Genomic DNA, 16,734 nt, shown 5'->3' with positions numbered 1-16,734 from the left:
TGAAGGAGTTCCGCCAAGACCGGCACATTCGGTCAGGTGCAACGGCACCAGCAGACACTCCCGATGTCCTTCGGAATACTGCCTTTTTAACACCGCAATGACTTTTTTTTCACTTGTTCGGATGGCAGCTCTGCGGCAGCAATTCATTGCGACGAAACAAGAACTAGCCGCACTTCCAAACCCGTCCTCGGGTCGCACTTCGAAACGTTCGCACGCTGATAAAGAGGCCGAAACAAGGCCCTTCCATACCGAAGCCTGAAACTGCATCGCCCGGCCGCGAAACTCGCAAAGGCGCTTCATGAAGCCCTCGACGAGCACGTCGGCACATAAAAAAATGGCCCGAAGGCCATAAAGACCTCCGGGCCAAGGAATAGGGCTGCTCTGTACGAGCCGCCTTCGGGTCGCGCCATTTGTGTACGCCTTGAATTGCCCCTGGCGCGTGACGGGGATCACGCCTCATCAGGAATCGACACCTAGCTTCTTCCCCTAACCCGCCTGGATGGGTTAAGCCCGATGCAGTCGTGCGGCGTTCGCCGCATCGGCTAAGGGGCTGTGTCTTTGGATTTCGAAAGTCAGATCGAGGCTATCGGGGCGATTTTTCGGTGCGATCGGCAATCTGCCGAGTCCCTTGCCCGCGTCCTGATTCCGCAGCGCCTGGCCACCAAGGACATCCTGGCCCGCCAGGGCGAACCCTCGCACAATTGCTGGCTGGTCATCGACGGCGCACTGCGAGTCGAGACATATGGGCTGGAAGGGCAGCGCCAGCAGGTGGCGCAGCATGGGCCTGGAGAATTCTTCGGCGCCTATCCGGCCGCCACGGTGCACCGCGCCGAGATCAGCGCCTTGCTGGATTGCCAGCTACTCTGCGCCGAAGCCCCGAAAATCGCCGAACTCGTGGCCGGAAACGTCCAGATCGCGGCGGGTATGGCGCGGCTCCTCGCCCGCCAGCTGGACCGCGCGCTGGACCGCATGGTAACCCGCATGACGTATAGTGCGGCCGGGCGGGTCTATGCCGAACTGGTCGCTTTGGCCGACGGTCGCGACCGGATCGTGCCCTCGCCCCGGGTCACCACTCTGGCGCTCGGCGCCAACACCACCCGCGAAACGGCGTCGCGCGCCATCGCCGCCTTGATCCGCCGCGGGATCATCAGCCGCGACGACGAGCAACTCACCATCCATGCACCGCGCATGCTGGCCGAGTTGATCTGCTGAAAACGATTCGCGCTGCGATCAGGCGGCAGTGAGGCGGCAGAACAACCCGATCGGCACGTCGCCAAGGCTCGTGACGATCTCCCCCGCCGATTCGAAACGGTAGCGCGGCGCCAGGATATCCAGCGCGGCCACTTGCGGCCACGATGCGCAGATGCTGCCCGGCGGGGCCGCGCGGGCCAGCAGAACGGCCAGTTCGCCCGAGGCTTCCAGCGCTTCCTCCACCGCCACGGCCCGACTGTCGAGCCCCAGACGGACCTCCGGCGCGAGTCGCAGGGCCGCCTCCGCATAGCTCATGGCCGTCACCAGGTCTGCAAAGCCCAGGATTTCACCACCTTCCCCATGCACCTGCGCGACGGGTTCATGACCGGCAATCGCGGGCAGCGGCTCCGCGGAAGCGACGATCGCCAGGTTCGAGGCCGGGTCCAGTGCCCCGCCCCGTGCCGGTAGCCAGTTTTCGAGGTTCACCTTGCAGACCGGCAGGTCCTGCGCGCGCCATTCCGTTTCGGCCAGCGCCGGATCGTCGGTCGGGCGCGAGACATGGAGCGCCAAGGCCCGTGTCGCCAGACTTCGTGCATGGCGCAAGGCAAGCCCCATGGCCACGCGCGCGCCGTTCAGGATCGCCGCCTCGGACAGGCCGGCATTGCCGCCCAGCACCTCGACCACGTCGGCCTCCTCGATCAGGCGATCGAACCGCTCGCCCCACTGGCTGTCGTATTGCGCGACCGAAATTTCCCGGAACCGTGCGATCGCCGTCGGCAGCACGACATGAAGCCTGGCGCCGCGCGCCAGCGCCATTTCCGCCACGAGGATGTCCGCACCGGCCGCCAATGCGCCGAAAACGGCGCCCGGCCGGATCTCGTCGAGCACGCTTTCCAGCTTCGCGCGCACTTCGGCCTCGTCGTCCGGAAGACCGATGATCCCGTAGAAATAGAGGCTGGGCGGCGGCTGGAGATGATCGAACAAGTCGGGCGACCGGCCCAGCCGTTCCAGTATCTGCCGAAACTGTCGCAGCGTTACCGCGTGGTCTTCCCAAGCCTCCGGGGCCGCCTGCATGGCCCGTTCCAGCGCTTCGCGGCTCGCCTGCGGATCGTCCAGCAGCAGCAGCGCCTCGGCCTCGGTCGCGCCAAGCCAGTAGCGTGTCTCCGGCTCGTGCGCGCCGCTCGCCAGAATGTCCAGGATGCGGCCGGCGATGTCCCGCGCCTCCCTGGGACGGTCGTTGAGGAAGGCGATGGTGGCTGCATTGATGAGCGGATAAGTCGCCGGGCGGCCGCCCGCGGCCTGCAGGTAGGCCTCCTGAGCCTGTTCGAGCAGGCTGGCCCGGTCGCCGCCCAGGCTGCGCAGCCCGCGATCCTTGAGCAGCCGGCCCTTGAGGCTGAGCGCATCGGGGGCGGAAGAGGCGCCGAGGCCTGTTTCCTCGAACATGCGCCAGGCCCGCAGGGTGTCGCCCGCACGCGCGATCTGCCTGATTCTGGCAAGGGCAGGAAGAGTCACGGGCGCACCCCTTGGAGGATTGGAAATTCAGAAGCGCTGCGGCGGCGGGTTCTTGATGTCGGGATCGATGGTAAGGCCGATCCAGCGGGGTTCGCAGCGGGTGCCCTGCAGCAGGTCGACGTTGATGTTGAACGGATGCTTGGTCCCGAACTTCCCGCCGCGATTGAAACGCGCCTGGAAGCGGACGACCTTGTAGCGATCGAGTTCCTCGTCGTATTTGCTGTATTCAAGGCCGCCATAGAATGAGGAGAGCGCTTCCTTGGTGGTGATGGCATCCCACTGCTTCGAGAAATAGAGCTGGTCGCCTACCAGTTCGATCTCCACCTTGCTGTCGCAAGTGATGGGAATGTAGTCCAGATCCTTGCCGTCCACCACTTCGTAATGCAGCGAAATCTGCTCATCCACGACTTCGAGCGTCACGCGGAACGGCACGACAGTGGCATCGTCCGACAGGCCGAGATCGAAGGACGGCGAGAGGCCGTACTGGGTATAATTGAGCGTAGACATGCGTTTTCCCCTAAACTTCTGAAAAGCCTCGCTTCAGAAGCCGGCGGCTTCTGGCGCGAGGACCGGATTCGGATCAGTCTTCCAACGGACGGGCCAGCTTCATCTGCCAGAGCCGCCAGTCGTTGTTTTCCGGATCGGATGCGATGAGCCGGGCGACATCGTCCCGCGCTTCGTCCCGCAACTGTTCCCCACGCCCCTTCTCGCCGAGACTATAGAGCAATTGCGCATTCGAATAGCGCGCCAGCATCCAGTCCTGCTGATAGGTGGCGTTCTTGGGATCTTCCCGCACCAGGCGCTGCACGATGGCCGCCTGCTTCGCCCGCTCCCCAAGCGCTTCCACGTCGCGCCCCTGCGCCCGCAGGGCGTCCGCCATCCAGGCGTGACGGTTGGCGATATCGGCATCGAGGCTGCGGTCCTGCGGCTCCATCCGGGCCACGCGCTCCATCGTGCGAAGCGCATTGCCGCATTCGGCGAGCTGCTCTTCCGGTCCCTTCCGGGTGACGGCGATCGTGCAGATATTGCCTTCCGCATAAGCCAGTTCGCGCCAATAGGCCTGGTTGCCGGGCACCAGGCGCACGAGGTGTTCCGCCAGCGCCCGATAGGCCAGGAACCGCGGCAGGGCCTTGTCGTAGCGCTTGGCGATGAAGTCCACGTAGCCGAGCCAGAATTCGCTCTGGGCATGGGCGAAGATGCGGGAGGGATCCCGCGGATCGGCTGCCAGCAGAGTGCCGGTGACGCGGTGCGCCTCGCTGAACTTGGCCAGGGCGCCGGCATGGTCGCCGCGCTTGTGGTCGTCTTCCCCCATTGCGTGGAGGATGCGGGCGCGGCGTTCCAGCGAGTCGGCCGGGAGGGCCTTGAGGTCCGACTGGTCGGCATAGAAATCGAGCGCGCGTTCGTTGACCGATTGCAGCACATCCAGGCGGCCCACGCCTTCCAGCCGCTGTCTGAGATCCGTCAACATGAACTCGATCAATCCTTCGGCCTGCTGTCGCTGATGTTCCGCCTCCATTTGCGCACGCAGCGCAAAGATCAGCATCAGGGCCATGGATAAAGTAAGCAGCACCGTAAGGAGCGTGATGGCAATCACACGGCGCAATTGACGTTGCGCATCGCGCTGGATGATCTGGTCCAGCGCGATGCCGGTAAGGCCGGCGACGATCTTGAGCCGGGCCAGCTTGCGCCCGTCATGCTCGGCGCGGAAATCCGCCGCGATCGGTTCGTGGACCACACCGTTCGCATCGGGGCCGACCAGCGAGACCGGGAAGCTGTCCTCCGGTTCTCCCTCCAGCAGCGCGGCGATCACCGGCCGTTCGGGATGGAGGCTGCGGAACAGCTCGATCTCGGCATCGACCCAGCGCGAATTGCGCGCCGCGGGGGAGCACAGCACCAGCAGCACATCGGATTGCGACAGCGCCTGGCGCACTTCCTGGTCGAGGCTGGAGGCCGCGGGCAGTTCGGCGCGATCGCGGAAGATCGGCGTGACGCGGCGCGGAACTTCCCCCGCGCGGGTGACGGTGCCGACCAGGCGCGCAGGGATACGATAGGATTCCAGCCAGCGGTGCAGCTGGCCGGCAAAGCGCTCATCGGCATGGCTATAGCTCAGGAACGCGCGGTAGCGGCGCGTTCCCTCATTCCCCGCGATGTCCTGTTCCGCCGTCATCGGCAATAAACGACCATCTGCCAACGCCCCTGAAAGCCTTTGAATCGGCTCCATCCCTTATGGTTCAATAGCGGCCCGCCGCCTGTTCGTCGCCCCAAAGTCCCGCCGTCCTCTCCCCTACCAGATGGGCAGGGCGGTGCAACGTTCGAAAAGCGCTGCGAAATTTCGCGCGTGGACCGGGATTTTCCCTGAGATCGCGCCGTTCCCAGAGGAGCCGTTTGACTTCATCGGTTGCAACCGTGATCCTGCGCGCAGGAGATGCGATGAGTCGGAACGGCCCCAGCCCCGAGCTGCGCCACATCGATGTGGTTATCGACGCGGTACGTTCGCCGAGCAGCGCCGGCGTTTCGGCCGTGACGGCGTCATGGTGCCGCTCTCTCCTCCACCATGGACTCGATCCCGGCACGGGCGCCAAGCGCGCCCGCGTGGACCTTGCCACCCTTGGCCATCGGCGCAGCGAACATGCCGCCCTGCTGGCCGTGGCAGGCCCGGTGCTGGACCAGATGTATCGTTCCGTCGGCAGATCGGGCTGCGGCGTGGTGCTCAGCGATCCGACCGGCATCGTGCTCGACCGCCGGGTGGGCGATGCCGACGCCGCCGAGTTCGACGCGGTGGGCCTTGTGGAAGGCGGCCGCTGGGGTGAGGCGGAGGAAGGCACCAACGGCATCGGCACCTGCCTCTTCGAGGACCAGCCCGTCGTCATTCACCGCGACCAGCACTTCGCCAGCCGCAATGTCGGCATAAGCTGCATGGACGCCCCGCTCCACGATCCGCACGGGCGGCTGGCGGGCGCGCTCGACGTCTCCAGCTACCGCCAGGACCATGGCCCCGCGATGGCGGAACTCGTCTCCGCCCTGGTGCGCGACGCGGCCCGCCGGATCGAGCGCGATTATTTCTGCCAGCATTTCGCCGGTTCGCGCATCGTGTTCCTGGCCGACGATCCGGTCCACGGCACGGCTCTCCTGGCCACCGACCGCGACGACCTGGTGATCGGCGCCAGCCGCGGCGCGCGTACGCGGCTGCGGCTCACGGACGCCATGCTCTGCCGCCCCCGTCCGCTCGACCAGGTGCTGGGCGCGGCGTCGTCCGGCCCTTCCTTCGAGGACGGCGACCGCACCGTCCTGCGCCAGGCGCTGGCGCAGGCCGGAGGCAACGCCAGTTCGGCGGCGCGCATCCTGGGCGTGGGCCGCGCCACCCTCTATCGCCGCATGGCCAAGGCCGGCCTCTCGCGCTAGGGCCATTGGGCTCAGGTCATCGGGCTCAGGAGAAATCCGCAAACTGTCTCGCGGGTGAGACACCAGGGCCGGCTTGCCCGCCCCCACCCGCTTCCGCAATCCTTTCCACTGCGCAACACTCATCCTCGACGAGACGCCACCAGGCGCCGCAAGAGAGGATATATCCGTGGACGCACTTGTTCAGGACCGGACCGCACTCCAGGCCCCCTTCGCAGAACGCTACGACAACTTCATCGGCGGTGCCTGGGTCGCGCCGAAGGCCGGTCGCTACTTCGACAATATCTCCCCGATCACCGGGCAGGTCGTCGGCCGGATCGCCCGCTCGGACGCTTCCGACATCGAGGCCGCGCTCGACGCCGCCCATGCCGCCAAGGACGCCTGGGGCAAGGCCTCCGTCGCCGAACGCGCACGCGTGCTCAATCTCATCGCCGACCGCATGGAAGAGAACCTGCAGCGCCTCGCCACGGCCGAGACCTGGGACAACGGCAAGCCGATCCGCGAGACCCTGGCCGCCGACGTACCTCTCGCCATCGACCATTTCCGCTACTACGCCGGTGTGATCCGGGGTCAGGAAGGCTCGATCAGCGAGATCGACCAGGACACCGTCGCCTACCATTTCCACGAGCCGCTGGGCGTGGTCGGCCAGATCATTCCCTGGAACTTCCCGCTGTTGATGGCCGCCTGGAAGCTCGCCCCGGCCTTGGCGGCAGGCAATTGCGTGGTGCTCAAGCCCGCGGAGCAGACGCCGGCCTCGATCATGGTCTGGGCGGAGATCGTCGGCGACCTGCTGCCGCCGGGCGTGCTCAACATCGTCAACGGCTTCGGCCTGGAGGCGGGCAAGCCGCTCGCCTCGTCCAGCCGCATCGCCAAGATCGCCTTCACCGGCGAGACGACGACCGGCCGCCTCATCATGCAATACGCCAGCGAGAACCTGATCCCGGTGACGCTGGAGCTGGGCGGCAAGTCTCCCAACATCTTCTTCGAGGACGTGGCCGCCGCCGATGACGACTTCTTCGACAAGGCGATCGAGGGCTTCGTGATGTTCGCGCTGAACCAGGGCGAAGTCTGCACCTGCCCCAGCCGCGCGCTGATCCAGGAAAGCATCTACGATCGCTTCATGGAGCGCGCCCTGCAGCGCGTGGCCGCCATCGTCCAGGGCAACCCGCTCGATCCCGCGACGATGATCGGCGCGCAGGCATCCTCCGAACAGCGCGAGAAGATCCTCTCCTACTTCGACATCGGCCGCCAGGAAGGCGCCGAGATCCTGATCGGCGGCGAGGCGGCGCAGCTGGAAGGCGAACTTGCGGGCGGCTATTACGTCAAGCCGACCGTGTTCAAGGGCCATAACAAGATGCGGATCTTCCAGGAGGAGATCTTCGGCCCCGTGGTTTCGGTGACCACCTTCAAGGACGCGGACGAAGCGCTCTCCATCGCCAACGACACACTTTACGGGCTCGGCGCGGGCGTGTGGAGCCGCGACGCCAACACCTGCTACCGCTTCGGCCGCGAGATCAAGGCCGGGCGCGTCTGGACCAACTGCTATCACGCCTACCCGGCCCATGCGGCCTTCGGCGGCTACAAGCAGTCGGGCATCGGGCGCGAGACCCACAAGATGATGCTGGACCACTACCAACAGACGAAGAACATGCTGGTCAGCTACAGCCCCCGGAAGCTCGGATTCTTCTGAGCTTCACCCCCGGCGCGCGCCGCCCCGCTCTCTCCCGCTCGCGGCGCGCGCCCCCCAACACCCGACCACCTGACTATCCCCCGAGAGGAGTGTTCCAATGGCCAAGACCATGAAGGCTGCCGTCGTGCGTGAATTCGGAAAACCGCTGACGATCGACGAAGTACCGGTTCCCGAAGTCGGCCCCGGCCAGATCCAGGTGGCCATCCAGGCCTCCGGCGTCTGCCACACCGACCTCCATGCCGCCGAGGGCGACTGGCCGGTGAAGCCCAACCCGCCGTTCATTCCGGGCCACGAAGGCGTAGGCTACGTCAGCCAGGTCGGCGCGGGCGTCACTCATGTGAAGGAGGGCGACCGGGTGGGCGTGCCCTGGCTCTACACCGCCTGCGGCCACTGCGTGCATTGCCTGGGCGGATGGGAAACCCTTTGCGAAACCCAGCTCAACACCGGCTACTCGGTCAACGGCGGCTTTGCGGACTATGTGGTCGCCGATCCCAACTATGTCGGCCATCTGCCCGGCAATATCAGCTTCACCGAGATCGCGCCGGTGCTCTGCGCTGGCGTCACGGTCTACAAGGGCCTGAAGATGACCGACACCAGGCCCGGCGACTACGTGGCGATCAGCGGCATCGGCGGGCTGGGCCACATGGCCGTGCAATATGCCGTTGCCATGGGCCTCAACGTCGCGGCGATCGACATCGACGACGGCAAGCTGGACCTTGCCCGCAGGCTGGGCGCGACGATCACGGTCAATGCCCGCAACGAGGATCCGGCCACGATCATCAAGCGCGAGACCGGCGGCGGGGTCAACGGCGTGCTGGTGACGGCGGTGAGCGAGAAAGCCTTCGAACAGGCCATCGGCGTGACCGCACGCGGCGGCACCGTGGCGCTCAACGGCCTGCCACCCGGCGACTTCCCGCTCAATATCTTCGGCATGGTGCTCAATGGCATCACCGTGCGCGGCTCGATCGTCGGCACCCGGCTGGACTTGCAGGAATCCATAGATTTCGCAGCGCAAGGCAAAGTCAGGGCAACGGTCGAGACCGCGAAGATCGAGGACATCAACACCATCTTCGATCGCATGCACAAGGGCCAGATCGAAGGGCGCGTCGTCCTCGACATGGCCGGATGAGGCTGCGGCAAGGCGGAAAGACGCAAGGTCGAACGAAGAGAACAGGAGTTCGCCGGGGTGACGAATGAGGTAAAACGGGTCGCCGCCACCCCGGCGGCACTTGAACTGGTCGCGGAACTGACCGCCGAGTACGGTCCGATGCTGTTCCACCAATCGGGCGGCTGCTGCGACGGGTCTTCCCCCATGTGCTACCCGCAAGGCGAGTTCCGCATCGGCGAAGGCGACATCCTGCTCGGCGAAGTGAGCGGCGCGCCCGTCTACATCGGCCGGGCGCAAGGCATGGCCTGGGCGCATACCCAGCTCATCCTGGACGTCGTCCCCGGCCGGGGCGGCATGTTCAGCCTGGACAACGGCCGCGAACGCCGCTTCCTGACGCGCGGCCGCGTCTTCACCGAGGACGAGTTGCGGCAGTTGGACAAGGGTTCGGGCTCGCCCTGAAGGCTGGCGCTGCCCGCTGCGCTGACAACTGCGACGTCACCCAGAGCGCCCGCAAGACCCCGCGCGCCGCAGCAGGCCCGCCAAGGGATCCTGAAACACGTTCAGGATGCCGCTGCCGCCAAGAAACGAAGCGCCCTGCGAAACGGCACATGCGCGTTCCGCCGGCCGCTTCAGCGGGGCCCCGGCGCGCCGATGGTGAACGCATACGTCAGCGGCTTCAGCGCGATGCGATAGGGCATGTGCGCCCGGCCATCGAGGTTCCAGCCGGTGTCCCCGCCCACGCCCGCCTGCGCTGCATCGATCAGCAGGCTGCCGTTGCCATGCGGGCGGATGTCGGCGCTATGCGCCTGCCCGGGCGGCTTCATGGCGAGGTCCGCATAAGGGAAAGCAAGCGCATTGACCGACAGCGGCTGCGCGCCGGTGACGCGAAGTCCGGTCCTGGCGCCTGTCAGTTCGATCCAGCGCACGTCGGTCTTGTTGCCCGATTCCTGCGGCCTTGCGTAATCGTGGAACTGGTCCGCCAGGGCGCCCTGCCACTGGGCGACGAGGCCGCCGGTCTTGCGATCGGCGTAAGTCTCCTGCGGACCGCGGCCGAACCAGCGAACCTGGTCGAGCACGGCGGGCGTCTCGAAAGCCAGGCCCAGGCGGAGCGGATCGGGCAGCGTGTCGCGCAGCGGCTCGAAATGGACAGTGACCCCCACCGAGCCGTCGGCGGCCATGGTCCAGCGCGTTTCGGTCTTCACCGAGCCCACACCCATGTCATGGCGCACGACTACGGCATTGCCGTCCCGCTCGACCGCCTCGACGCGGCGATGCTCAGAGAAATACTGCCACATGGCATGGCTCTTGGGTACGCCGGCGCCGACATCGTTGTCAGTGGGCGATCGCCAGAAATTGGGCGCTCCTCCCGTAAGCAGCAGCTTGCCGCCGCGCGCGTAGCGGGTGACGAGGCCGGTCGCCTTGTCGATCTCCAGCACCGCATCGCCCGAGGCGAGGCGCATGGCAGATGCGGTTTCACTGGGCGCGACCGTGCCTGCCGCCGCCGCGACGACGGCCGGCGCGGTCAAGGCGAACTGCTCCCAGCCCACCACATGCCCGGCAGGCTGCGTCGGCACGGCGCCGGCCTTGGCGCGGGCACGCAGCACGAGGATGCGCTCCGCCGAGCCATCCCTGGCCGCCGGAACCGGCACCACCAGCGCAGCCGATCCCCCCGCGGCCACGTCCGGCGTCGCCAGAGCGCCGCTGGCGACATCCTTGCCGTTCTCCATGACCGTCCAGTCGAGCGTGAAGCGCGAAAGGTCGATATGGTCGTGGCGATTGACCACGCGGTAGCCGCCCGCATCGTGGATGAAGGCAATGGGCGCCTGGACCTTGGCGAGTTCGTAATATTCGGGATCGGGCGTACGGTCGGACTGGATCACGCCGTCGCCCACCGGGCTGTCGTCGCCGTGCAGGCCCGCGTCCTTCGGATCGGGATCGTAGTCCAGGCCCTGGCCCCAATAGGTCCGCCCGTCCTTGTCCTTCAGCTCCATGGTCTGGTCCACCCAGTCCCAGATGAAGCCGCCCTGCAGCTTGGGGTAGCGGCGCATCGTATCCCAGTAACCCTGGAGATCGCCCAGGCTGTTGCCCATCGAATGGGCATATTCGCACAGGATCAGGGGCTGGGTGAACGCCGGGTCCTGAGCGTAGTCGATCATCTTCGGCACGTCGTCGTACATCGGCGCGAAGATGTCGACATAGCTGTTCACCGGGTGGCGCCAGTTGCTCATGCTCCAGCCGAGGAAGTTGATCAGGCGGCTGGGATCGTTCGCCCGCACCCACTTGGCGGCGGCTTCGAAATTGGTGCCGATGCCGGTCTCGTTGCCCAGCGACCAGAAGATGATCGAGGGGTGGTTGCGGTCGCGCCGAACCATGCGCTCCACCCGGTCGAGATGGGCGGCCTGCCACTTGGGATCGTTGCCCAGCAGGTACTTGGGATCGTTGCCATGTTCCTGCGAGAGGCTGAGGTAGCCGTGGCTCTCGATATTGGCCTCGTCCATGACGTAGAGGCCATATTCGTCGGCAAGGTCGTACCAGCGCGGGTCGTTGGGGTAGTGCGAGGTGCGCACGGCATTGACGTTCGCCGCCTTCATCAGTTCGATGTCGCGGCGCATCGTCTCCTCGGAGACGACGTGGAAGGTCTTCGGGTCGTGCTCGTGGCGATTGACGCCGCGGATCATCACGCGCTTGCCGTTCACGCGCACTTCGCCCCCGGCGATCTCCACGGTGCGGAAGCCGATGCGGCGGCTGGTGGCCTCCACCAGCTTGCCGTCGGCGTCGAGCAGTTCGACAAGCAATTTGTAGAGCTGCGGGTCCTCGGCCGACCATGTCCGCACCGCGGGAACGCCTGCCTCGAGGGACACCGTGCCCCCTTGCACCGTGCCGCCGCGCGTCAGCACTTCCCGCTTGCCGTCGAGCAGCGTCGCGCGCAGGCGCATCGCCTCGGACTGGCCAGCCAGGTCGACTTTCACGGTCAGCTTGCCGTCGCGATAGGCGTTCTCCAGCCCGGCATCGACCGTGAGATCGCGGATATGCGTGGCCGGCGCCGCGTAGAGCGTCACGCTCCGCTCGATCCCGTTGACGCGCCAGAAGTCCTGGTCTTCCAGATAGCTGCCATCGGCGAAGCGGTAGAGTTCGATGGCGACGGTGTTGCTGCCGGCATGGGCATAGCGGGTCACGTCGAACTCGGCGGGGAGCTTTGAATCCTCGGAGTAACCGACGCGCTGGCCGTTGACCCAGATGTAATAGGCCGCGCCCGCCGCGCCCACCGTCAGCAAGAGGCGGCGGCCGGACCAGTTCGCAGGCACCGTGAAGTCGCGGCGATAGGAGCCGACTTCATTGAGGCGATGGTCGATCCATGGCTGGTCGCGCGGGAAGGGATAGCCGCTGCCGACGAAGACCGGGCGGCCGTGCCCATCGGCCTGGAGAATGCCCGGCACTTTCATGGTGCCCCAGCCGCTCACGTCGAAATCGGGCTTGAAGAATTCGGCCGGGCGGCTTTCCGGCGTGGGGGAGAGATGGAACTTCCAGTCCCCGTCCAGCGACAAGTGATAGCGCGATTTCGCCACGTCGCGCGAAAGGGCACCGGCGCGTGTCTCGAAGCCGTCGAACGTGGTGCGCATGGGCTCGGCGCCTTGCCGGACCACCTGGGGCTGTTCCCATTCTGCCGGGGCCGAACGATCGGCCGGAGACGCCGCGGCGGGCTGGGTCGTGGCGGTCTGGGCCATGGCGGCTTGCGCCAGCAGGAGCCCGGTCATGAGCCCGCCCACCGCGCAGCTGTTCAGGAAATGTCGCACCAATCCGCCCCTTGCCGACTCCCATCGGGACGCCCCGCGCCGGGACGCCCCTCGCGGGAATGAAACCGTGAAAGCCGGATCGAGCCGGCCGTTTGATATATCGTATACTTCGTGAGGCGAATTGCAAGGCAGGGTGCAGCGGCTTTCCTCTGCCGAGGAAGCATTCGCTGAGCGCCGCGGCCTGTGGTATGGCCCTGCCATTCGGATCGGGAGCACGGGAATGGGCGTGACGGGTATCGGCGGCTTCTTCTTCCGGGCGAAGGACCCGGAGGCGCTTAAGAATTGGTATGCCGAACATCTCGGCGTCGGCGCATCGCCGCATGGCGCCTGGGATACCCAGGCCGGTCCAAGTGTTTTCGCACCCTTCCCCGCCGATAGCGACTATTTCGCGGCCGAAAAGGCGTGGATGCTGAACTTGCGGGTGGACGATCTCGACGCGCTTTGCGCGCGGCTGCTGGCCTCGGGCGTGGCCGTGGCGACCAATCCCGAATGGAACATGCCGGGCGTCGGCCGCTTCGCCCGCATCCATGATCCGGAAGGCAACCCGCTAGAATTGTGGCAACCTGACGACTAGGCCCGAAGTCCGGCCCCCATCCCTGCCGACCCCTCAGCCTGGGCCGGCCTGCCTCAGAATGCGATTTCCTTGCCTTCGAAATCGAAGAGCTTGCCGCTGTCAGTCACTTTCAGCTCCTCGATCACGTCCAGCAACTGCAGCGCCGCGCGCTCGGCATCGAACAGGCTGCCGGGCGGAACATTGCCCTGGAACGGGCGCGACAGGGCCGTGTCGACCGTGCCGGGATGGAGCGCCACCACGATGGTGCGCTCGCTGCGGCGCCGTTCCTCGATGGCGAGATTGCGCACCAGCATGTTGAGCGCCGCTTTCGACGCACGATAGCCGTGCCAGCCGCCCAGCCGGTTGTCGCTGATCGAACCGACCCGGGCCGAGAGCGCCGCGAAGACCGATGGCGCCCCGCTGCCGGTTCCCGCCCCCGGTCCCGTCCGCGACTTGGGCATGAGCGGCAGGAAATGCTTCGCCACCAGTGCTGGCCCGATGGCATTGACCGCATAGAGCCGTGCCAGCCATGCAGGATCGAGATCGCGCAGCGCCTTCTCCGGGCCGTGGTCCTCCTCGTGGAGCAGCCCGGTGGCCACGATCACCAGCCCCGGCGGCGGCCCTGCGGCCACGCGGGCGGCGGCAGCGGCAATGCTGGCCTCGTCCAGCAGGTCGAGGTGATCCGCTCCGGTACGCGATCGCGCGAAGCCACGGACGACCTCGTAAGCGCCTTCCTCGATCAGAGCCGCCTCGAACGCGGCGCCGATCCCGCCGGATGCGCCGATGACGACGGCGGAAGACCGGCCCGCGGCGCTCACGAGCGGGTGAACCGCCAGCGGTCGGCATCGCTCTCGGCGGCATCGAAGCGATAGCCGTCGCTGTCGAAGCCGCGCATGGCGTCGATCTCGGTGACGTGGTGTTCGCAAAGCCAGCGCGCCATCATGCCGCGTGCGCGCTTGGCGTTGAAGCTGACGAAGCGCGGGCCGTTCGGGCCGGGCTCACGGAACTCCACCTCGATCACCCGGACGCCCGGCAACTTTCCGGAGACGGCCGCGAAATACTCCTGGCTGGCCAGGTTGAGCACGGTTTCCGAACCCTCTTCCGCCAGTTGTTCCAGCAGGAACCCGGCAATGCGATTGCCCCACCAGTCAGTCAGGCTCTTGTGGCGCGGCGCCCAGCGCGTGCCCATTTCCAGTCGGTAGGGCCGGATCGCGTCGAGAGGGCGCAAGAGTCCGTAAAGGCCGGAAAGCATGCGAACATGATCCTGCGCGAAGGCAACCCCGGCCTCGTCCAGGGTATGCGCCTCGAAGCCGGTGTAGACATCGCCGGCAAAAGCGAAGAGGGCCTGCCGTTCGGGCAGTTCCGCGAAGTCGCGAAAGCGATCGGCGTTAAGCTTGGCGAGACGCGGCGAGATGTGCATCAGCTCGGAAAGCCGCTTCTGCGTCAGGTTCGCCGCAGACCGTGCCAGGCTGCCCGCCTCCTCTGCGAAATGCGGGGTGGTGACGGCAAGGGGCGGCAGGGCGCGCTCGAAATCGAGCGTTTTCGCGGGAGACAGGAGAGCGATCATCGATCGCGCGGTAGCGGGGGCGGACGACCACGTCAAACCGCCCCGCATGCCTCGGAAGCCCGGTCAGCGGGGGCACTTCACCGGGTCGTTGCGCTTGCAGGCGGGATTGGCGCGTTCCCAGGTCGTGCGGGCCGCCTGGTAGTCCTGCACGGCCGCGTCGTGCTGGCGCACGGCTTCGGCATAGGCCGCCTGCTCGCGGTCCTGCCGCGCGGTCTCCGTGGCGATGGCGGCTTCACGCGCCTGTTCGCGCGCCACGTTGTCCTCGACTTGCGCCCGCGCCGCCTGCGCCTGCTGCTCGTTCAGTGCCTTGCGCCGCGCTTCTGCGTCGCCCGCCTCGGCGCCCTGAGGCAGACCCATCTCGGCCACGCTCTGCCCTGCAACCTTTTCACGATGCGCGCCGGCAGTGGGCTCCGGTTGGGCCAGCACGCTGACAGGCACCAGAACAAGCGCGGAAGCCAGCAGGGACAGGTTGCGGATGCGTCTCATAAATGGATTCCTTCGGTAATCGTCGGGGTCGCTCGCGGATGACACTAATCCGCAAACGGGAACGGCGTCGAGGCTGAGAAACGACCAGCGGCCCGGCCCGGTTCCAAACAGGGAAACCGAGACCGGGCCGCGGCGAAAACCGGCGTTTGCGCCAGCCCGTTACGCGTCGAGATCGACCGCCATTTCGCGCGGCCAGCGACGCAGCGCGCGGCAGGCCTTGAGGAAGGCGCCGGCATCCTTTGCACCGTCCAGTTTCAGGCAGGCCTCGTCGAGATCGCCGGCGATCCCGGCCTTGGCGAAGATCGCCTCCGCCGCGCCGGTGTAACCGATGAACTTGCAATGCGCGAAGGCGTCAGTGACGAAATCCTTCGCCGCCGCATCCATCGCGAGCAGCCCCGCACCCTCCCCGGACACCACCAGAGCCACGGCATCGAACAGCACCGAGGGGCCGCCGTCGATCTTGTGCTTGGCGGCCAGACGGGTCCCGTCCGACAGCGTCACGCCGCCGACTTTGGGTGCAACCACCTCATAGACGGCGCCCTCGGCCTCCACCGCTTCGAGCAGGGCAGAGAGCACCGCCGCGTCGGCGCCGTCACTCACGAGGATGCCCAGCTTGCGGCCCTTGAAGTCCGCTGGACCGTTCTTGACGATGCTCAGCTTGTCCGAAGCGGGAAGGTTCGCGATCGGCTCGCGCGCCGCGACCGCGGGATCGGGCAACGGCAGGCCCAGCCCATCGGCCACGGTGCCCGCCAGCCCGGGATCGATGCGGATCAGGTGGGAGGCGGTACGCGCGCGAATGTCCGGGCGCTCCACTTTCGACAGCTCGAACACGAGGGCATCGGCAATGTGCTTCTGCTCGACGGGCGTCTGGCTCACGAAGAACTGCCGTGCCTGGCTATAGTGATCGGCGAAGGTTTCCGACCGCACCCGCTGCTTCGGGCCATCTGCCGTCTCGGCATAGCTGGTGAAACCGCGCACGGGATCCTCGCGCGGGCCGCCCTGCTCGGCGCCCCAGCTGTTCGGTTCGTAATTCGCCCGACCCTTGGGATTGCGCATGGCCATGTGCCCGTCCTGCTGAAAATGAGCCATGGGGCACTTGGGCGCGTTGATCGGAATATGCGTGAAGTTGGGTCCGCCCAGCCGCTTGATCTGGGTGTCGAGGTAGGAGAAATTGCGGCCCTGAAGCAGCGGGTCGTTCGAGAAATCGATCCCCGGGGGCACGTTCTGGGTGCAGAAGGCCACTTGCTCGGTCTCGGCGAAGAAGTTGTCCACCACCCGGTCGAGCACCAGGCGGCCGACGACGCGGATCGGCACGAGTTCCTCGGGGATGAGCTTGGTGGCGTCGAGCACGTCGAAGTCGAAGCTGTCGGCAAAGGCATCGTCGAACAACTGGACGCCCAGTTCCCATTCGGGGAAGTCACCCGCGTTGATGGC

At 66.5% G+C, this 16,734-nt stretch carries 14 protein-coding genes; 6 read left to right on the top strand and 8 right to left on the bottom strand.

The features are described from left to right. The first annotated feature begins 552 nt into the window (after positions 1-552). Positions 553-1,212: a Crp/Fnr family transcriptional regulator gene (locus EDF58_RS21345; protein ID WP_243654419.1), complete on the top strand. Its 660-nt coding sequence runs from the start codon at positions 553-555 to the stop codon at positions 1,210-1,212. Positions 1,213-1,230: 18 nt separating this feature from the next. Here EDF58_RS21345 and EDF58_RS21340 read toward each other — a convergent pair whose 3' ends face one another. The 3 genes from EDF58_RS21340 to EDF58_RS21330 form a co-directional block, all read right to left on the bottom strand. Continuing rightward, entirely contained in the window at positions 1,231-2,703 is a 1,473-nt protein-coding gene (locus EDF58_RS21340) for a TRAFs-binding domain-containing protein (RefSeq protein ID WP_132269250.1), read from the bottom strand. Between the two features lie 27 nt (positions 2,704-2,730). Continuing rightward, entirely contained in the window at positions 2,731-3,210 is a 480-nt protein-coding gene (locus EDF58_RS21335) for a nucleotide synthetase (protein WP_132269249.1), read from the bottom strand. 73 nt (positions 3,211-3,283) lie between these two features. Next, entirely contained in the window at positions 3,284-4,870 is a 1,587-nt protein-coding gene (locus EDF58_RS21330; RefSeq protein ID WP_132269247.1) for a toll/interleukin-1 receptor domain-containing protein, read from the bottom strand. A gap of 263 nt (positions 4,871-5,133) precedes the next feature. Here EDF58_RS21330 and EDF58_RS21325 point away from each other — a divergent pair, with 263 nt between their 5' ends. From EDF58_RS21325 to EDF58_RS21310, 4 genes are all read left to right on the top strand, one after another. After that, complete coding sequence (locus EDF58_RS21325) at positions 5,134-6,105, top strand: GAF domain-containing protein (protein ID WP_132269246.1); 972 nt, start codon at positions 5,134-5,136, stop codon at positions 6,103-6,105. A 166-nt stretch (positions 6,106-6,271) separates the two neighbouring features. Then, complete coding sequence (gene adh / locus EDF58_RS21320) at positions 6,272-7,792, top strand: aldehyde dehydrogenase (RefSeq protein ID WP_132269244.1); 1,521 nt, start codon at positions 6,272-6,274, stop codon at positions 7,790-7,792. 97 nt (positions 7,793-7,889) lie between these two features. Then, a complete protein-coding gene (gene adhP / locus EDF58_RS21315; RefSeq protein WP_132269242.1) occupies positions 7,890-8,921 on the top strand; it encodes an alcohol dehydrogenase AdhP in 1,032 nt (343 codons plus the stop codon). Between the two features lie 57 nt (positions 8,922-8,978). Then, positions 8,979-9,359: a DUF779 domain-containing protein gene (locus tag EDF58_RS21310; RefSeq protein WP_132269241.1), complete on the top strand. Its 381-nt coding sequence runs from the start codon at positions 8,979-8,981 to the stop codon at positions 9,357-9,359. Positions 9,360-9,529: 170 nt separating this feature from the next. On the opposite strand, the gene EDF58_RS21305 is transcribed toward EDF58_RS21310, so the two are convergent. Beyond that, entirely contained in the window at positions 9,530-12,694 is a 3,165-nt protein-coding gene (locus tag EDF58_RS21305; protein ID WP_243654418.1) for a glycoside hydrolase family 2 TIM barrel-domain containing protein, read from the bottom strand. Positions 12,695-12,914: 220 nt separating this feature from the next. Between EDF58_RS21305 and EDF58_RS21300 the strand changes: the two genes are divergently transcribed. Next, positions 12,915-13,268, top strand: a complete 354-nt coding sequence (locus EDF58_RS21300) for a VOC family protein (protein ID WP_132269239.1) — start codon at positions 12,915-12,917, stop codon at positions 13,266-13,268. A 53-nt stretch (positions 13,269-13,321) separates the two neighbouring features. Here the strand turns inward: EDF58_RS21300 and EDF58_RS21295 are convergent, their stop codons facing one another. From EDF58_RS21295 to EDF58_RS21280, 4 genes are all read right to left on the bottom strand, one after another. Continuing rightward, positions 13,322-14,065, bottom strand: a complete 744-nt coding sequence (locus tag EDF58_RS21295; protein ID WP_132269238.1) for an SDR family NAD(P)-dependent oxidoreductase — start codon at positions 14,063-14,065, stop codon at positions 13,322-13,324. Further along, positions 14,062-14,814: a peroxide stress protein YaaA gene (gene yaaA / locus EDF58_RS21290; protein ID WP_132269236.1), complete on the bottom strand. Its 753-nt coding sequence runs from the start codon at positions 14,812-14,814 to the stop codon at positions 14,062-14,064. Before yaaA ends, EDF58_RS21295 begins: the two co-directional genes overlap by 4 nt. Positions 14,815-14,877: 63 nt before the next feature. Next, complete coding sequence (locus EDF58_RS21285; protein WP_132269235.1) at positions 14,878-15,300, bottom strand: hypothetical protein; 423 nt, start codon at positions 15,298-15,300, stop codon at positions 14,878-14,880. 159 nt (positions 15,301-15,459) lie between these two features. Then, positions 15,460-16,734: catalase (locus tag EDF58_RS21280; RefSeq protein ID WP_132269233.1), on the bottom strand; the 1,275-nt coding region annotated here is incomplete at its 5' end.

The organism is Novosphingobium sp. PhB57 (assembly GCF_004342985.1).
Taxonomy (GTDB): domain Bacteria; phylum Pseudomonadota; class Alphaproteobacteria; order Sphingomonadales; family Sphingomonadaceae; genus Novosphingobium.
This window is presented reverse-complemented; position numbering and strand designations above follow the sequence as displayed.